General features: G+C 63.6%; 1 pseudogene. It reads left to right on the forward strand.

What is annotated here, in order from left to right:
* A pseudogene (locus OC610_RS29050) lies at positions 1-294 on the forward strand (NO-inducible flavohemoprotein); the annotation flags it as partial.
* Positions 295-352: the final 58 nt, after the last annotated feature.

The following is a 352-nucleotide window of genomic DNA, read 5'->3' on the forward strand; positions in this document are numbered from 1 at the left end:
GGCCACGTGCACGCCTTCCGCGACTGGATCGACGACCTGGCCAGCCGGCATCCGCAACTCAAGCGTTTCTATTGCTACGACGAGCATGACGGCACGGGGCCGGCGGTTGACAAGGTCGGCCTGTTGAGCGAGGCGCAACTGGCGCAATGGCTGCCGGAGCAGCGTGACCTGGACGCCTATTTCCTTGGGCCGAAAGGCTTCATGGCGGCAGTCAAGCGGCATCTCAAGGCCTTGGGCGTGCCGTCGGAACAAAGCCGTTACGAGTTCTTCGGGCCGGCGGCTGCTTTGGAATAAAGGCTGCGGCAACGTTGAGGACCGGGTCGCCTTCATCGCGAGCAAGCTCGCTCCCACA

This window comes from Pseudomonas agronomica (genome assembly GCF_025917275.1).
Lineage (GTDB): Bacteria > Pseudomonadota > Gammaproteobacteria > Pseudomonadales > Pseudomonadaceae > Aquipseudomonas > Aquipseudomonas agronomica.